Source organism: Nocardioides sp. CPCC 206348, from assembly GCF_048654705.1.
In the GTDB taxonomy this organism is placed as follows: domain Bacteria; phylum Actinomycetota; class Actinomycetes; order Propionibacteriales; family Nocardioidaceae; genus Nocardioides.
This window is the reverse complement of record NZ_JBMCZA010000226.1, coordinates 5,572-9,068: the sequence shown is the minus strand read 5'-3', so window position 1 is coordinate 9,068 and position 3,497 is coordinate 5,572. Positions and strand designations below refer to the sequence as shown.

Annotated in this window: 6 protein-coding genes; 2 read left to right on the top strand and 4 right to left on the bottom strand. The window is 70.0% G+C overall.

Annotated elements, in window-relative coordinates:
* Window positions 1-193: 193 nt before the first annotated feature.
* Window positions 194-502: a hypothetical protein gene (locus ACOADB_RS25575; protein ID WP_378605560.1), complete on the bottom strand. Its 309-nt coding sequence runs from the start codon at window positions 500-502 to the stop codon at window positions 194-196.
* 88 nt (window positions 503-590) lie between these two features.
* On the opposite strand from ACOADB_RS25575, the gene ACOADB_RS25570 reads away from it, so the two are divergent.
* Window positions 591-845 carry a hypothetical protein gene (locus ACOADB_RS25570; protein ID WP_378605558.1) on the top strand — a complete coding sequence of 85 codons (255 nt, stop codon included), beginning with the start codon at window positions 591-593 and terminating at the stop codon, window positions 843-845.
* Here ACOADB_RS25570 and ACOADB_RS25565 read toward each other — a convergent pair whose 3' ends face one another.
* Entirely contained in the window at window positions 846-1,835 is a 990-nt protein-coding gene (locus ACOADB_RS25565; RefSeq protein WP_378605556.1) for a GNAT family N-acetyltransferase, read from the bottom strand. It abuts the gene before it with no gap.
* 52 nt (window positions 1,836-1,887) lie between these two features.
* On the opposite strand from ACOADB_RS25565, the gene ACOADB_RS25560 reads away from it, so the two are divergent.
* Window positions 1,888-2,253 carry a hypothetical protein gene (locus ACOADB_RS25560; RefSeq protein WP_378605554.1) on the top strand — a complete coding sequence of 122 codons (366 nt, stop codon included), beginning with the start codon at window positions 1,888-1,890 and terminating at the stop codon, window positions 2,251-2,253.
* Window positions 2,254-2,259: 6 nt separating this feature from the next.
* Here ACOADB_RS25560 and ACOADB_RS25555 read toward each other — a convergent pair whose 3' ends face one another.
* Window positions 2,260-3,111, bottom strand: a complete 852-nt coding sequence (locus tag ACOADB_RS25555) for a hypothetical protein (RefSeq protein WP_378605552.1) — start codon at window positions 3,109-3,111, stop codon at window positions 2,260-2,262.
* A partial coding sequence (locus ACOADB_RS25550) for a VOC family protein (RefSeq protein WP_378605549.1) occupies window positions 3,108-3,497 on the bottom strand: 390 nt, incomplete at its 5' end. The genes ACOADB_RS25550 and ACOADB_RS25555, both read right to left, overlap by 4 nt.

Below are 3,497 nucleotides of genomic sequence, written 5' to 3'. Positions count from 1 at the left end.
AGGTCGGGGTCGACGCCCTGGCTCAGCACTCGCTGGTAGGTGTCGTCGGGCAGCGGTTCGGGGCCGTCATCGGCACCACTGGATTCGGTACCGCAGCCGGCGAGCAGGAGGAGGGCGGCGACGGCGAGGACGCTCTTGATACGCATGTCGCGACGGTAGAGCGGCCGTACCCCGCCCACCTGAGCCCGAGGGCTCATCCGTCCCTGGACTCGCGGCGCTCCTGCAGGCGCTGCTGCGCGGCTTCCAGGAACTCCAGGCACGGCGCCTCGCTCGCGGGGTGCTTCTCGCGGAGGTGGAAGATCCAGCGGTCCATCGCGGCCATGAACCCGTTGTCCTCGCCCGGGCGCAGGGTCGACCAGTGGATGTGGCCACGGACGGTGCACTCCGTGCAGTTGATCTTGTAGACGAACTGGTCGTTCGCGTCGACGTCGATCTTCACCTTGGAGAGCGGACCAGCCTGTACGGCGGCCTTCCTCTCACGAGCGGAGCGGCTCGCAACCATGTCGTCCCCCTCGGGTGTTCGGCCTGTGGAGCCTACCGGCCGCGGTTGTGTCGGCGCGGTCGCCTAGGGTCAGGGACGTGAAGTGCCGATGAGCAAGATGGATGGACTGCGCGCCATGCGCGAAGCCCGCTACGCAGCAGCGAACGCCCGTGCCGGGACGCCCGCGACGACCGCCAAGGCCGCGCCGAAGAAGGCGGCCGCGAAGCCCGCAGCCAAGGCCGCGGCCAGCGCTCCGGTTGCCGACGGCGAGACCGACGAGAGCCTGTGCGGACACCGCAACATGAGCGGCCGCACCTGCACGCGCGAGCGCGGGCACAGCGCGAAGAGCCACCGCTACTCCTGATCAGTCCAGGGTGCGCTGGTAGGCCCACTCCCGGCCCATCACCTGGTACCCCAGGATCTCGTTGACGCCGATCATGTGGTCGTTGGACTCGGCGTTCCACGTGTCGACGGTCTTCAGCTGCGGCTCGTCCTCACGCAGCCAGCGCAGCATGTCGGCCTTCAGCAGCAGGCCGAGCCTGTGGCCGCGGTGCGCGCGTGTCACCGACGTGTCGTGCTGGTCGCCCCAGGTCGGGTCCTCCTCGGAGACCACGATCACCGTCTGCGCGGCAAGCGCTCCCGACGGGACGTGGCGGGCCACCACCCGGTACAGGCGCTCCCCGCGGCCGGCCATGGCCGTCTCGTAGGCAGCCATGCGCCCGGCCGTGAAGACCTCGTCCTCGTAGTCCAGGTCGTCGGTCGGGGCGTCGTTGATGGCCGATGCCATCTCGGCCAGCGCGTCCAGTCGCTCGACGGGGGTCGGGACACTCCACCGCTCCAGGACGTAGTCGGCCGCGTGGGGCAGCGCGGCGTCGTACCGCTTGTCGAGCTCGGACCAGTCGATGTCGGCGAGCACCTGGCGCCGGTTGATCGAGGCGAGCTTCTTCTCGAAGCCATGGCGCGCCGCGAAGCCGTCGGCCGCCTCCGACTCCCACCCCTCGGCCGCGATGATCTTCCGGCCGCGGCGGCGGGCCTCGTCGAGGAGTACGTCGAGGATGACCGTGCCGTACCCGTGACGGCGGTGCTCCGGGTGCACCTCGACGAGGACCCAGGCCAGGTCGAGGTTGTCGTACTCGCTGGCGCTGATCGCGCCGCTGCCGACGACGACACCGTCCACCCGCGCGAGGTACGGCGTGTCGACCTCACCATCCCAGCCGTGGCGGAAACGCCCGACCGCCATCGCTCGCGTCTGCGGGCGGTTCCACGGGGTGTCGGCACTGCTCGTTGCATTGGTCAGCTCGACCCACGCGTCGATGTCGGCCACGTCATCGGGGCCAAACGGGTGAATCTCCATGCCAGCAGCATGCGGTGACCGGTCGCGGTCCGCCACTGGATATTCTCGACGGGTGAGCCAGACGACGCCGACCCCGAGCCCGGGCGCTCCGCGGCGCAAGCACCTGATGGATCCGAACGCCCCGCGCAAGGCTCCCGACCCCAAGGACCTCGAGCGGCTCGCCCGCGTCCAGCGCCGGGTGGTCTCGGTCCTGGCCATCACGACCGTGCTGCACCTGTCCGCCGGCCTCGTGATCGCGGCACGGCACGTCGGCGAGGACCGGCTCGACGCCCAGCTCACGCTTCTCGCCATCGCCACGATCTTCATGGTCGGCGGCATCGGCGCGACCCTGGTCATCAACCACCGCAAGTGGCTGTCGCCGTGGCTCCTGGTCGGCCTGGTCCCCGGCCTCGTCGGCCTCTGGTGGATCGTGCTCTGACCGTCGTCAGTCGTCGCTGATCTCGACGGGGTACACGTCGTGCTCGGTTCCTGCGGCGAGCGTGAAGCCCCAGCCCGTCGGGAGGGTGATGTAGGGCCAGATCGCCGGGTGCGCCTGGTACATGTCCTGGAGCGTGGCGACGGTGAACCCGACCGTCTTGCTGACGGTCTCGAAGTCGTCGTTCTCGGCAAACACCACCCAGCCGGTGTCCTTGCGTTCGGCATCGGCGGGGAACCGGGCGCCGTAGACGAGAAGTGACTGGGGCGTGACGTTCTTGGCCAGCAGGCCGCTGCCCATCGGCCACGGCGGCTCCGCACGGGCACCGACCCGGTCGCACACCTCCTGCTGGTCGCTGCGGATGCGCGGCGGTGCGAGGGGGTCCACCGGCGAGGTCGGGTCGGTTCCCGGGCTCTCCGGATCGGCCTCCCACTTCGCGAGGAAAGCCAGGAAGTCGTCGTAGTCCGGCACGGGCGCACCGGTCGCGATCAGGTGCGACACGGGGAGGGACAACCGGTCGTAGATGGACAGGTTCGTGTGGGTCGCGAACGGCTGGTTGTCGAGCGCGCACTCGACCATGTCGCCGTCGACCCCGGTCACGATCGCCCACATCCGCTCGCGCTGCGACACGAGGTGGGGCCGTCCATCGGGGTCGTACGGCGCCAGGCCGTCGCGCACGACGTCGGCGATGGTGGCGACCTGGAAGATCGCGCGGACCATGCTGCCGGGGACCACCGCGTCGAGCTCGGCAACCGTCGGCATCTCGAACGTCTCCGGGTGCTGGGCAGCCGTCGGCCGAGGATCGACGAGCTCCCAGCCACCGCGCGCGAGCAGGGCCGACAGGTCCGGAGAATCGCTCATGGGGCCGGAGCGTACCGGTGCGTCACCGCCTCGATGTTGTTGCCGTCGAGGTCGCGGACGAAGGCGCCGTAGTAGCCGGGGTGGTACTCCGGGAACGGGCGCGGCGCGTGCAGAACCTCGGCACCGGCGGCCACCGCCGCGTCGTGGAAGGCATGCACGGCGGCGACGTCGGCCGCCTGGAAGGCGACATGGACCTCGCGGTTGGCCGGCATGTCGTCGTACCGGCCGAGCCAGAAGGCGGGGTCCTCCATGGTGCCGTAGCCGCACGCGACGTCGTAGTCCATCACACGGGAGAAGCCGAGGGGTGCGAGGACTGCGTCGTAGAAGGCCTTCGAGGCGGCCAGGTCTGCACAGTTGATGCCGAGGTGATCGATCATGGCTCCATC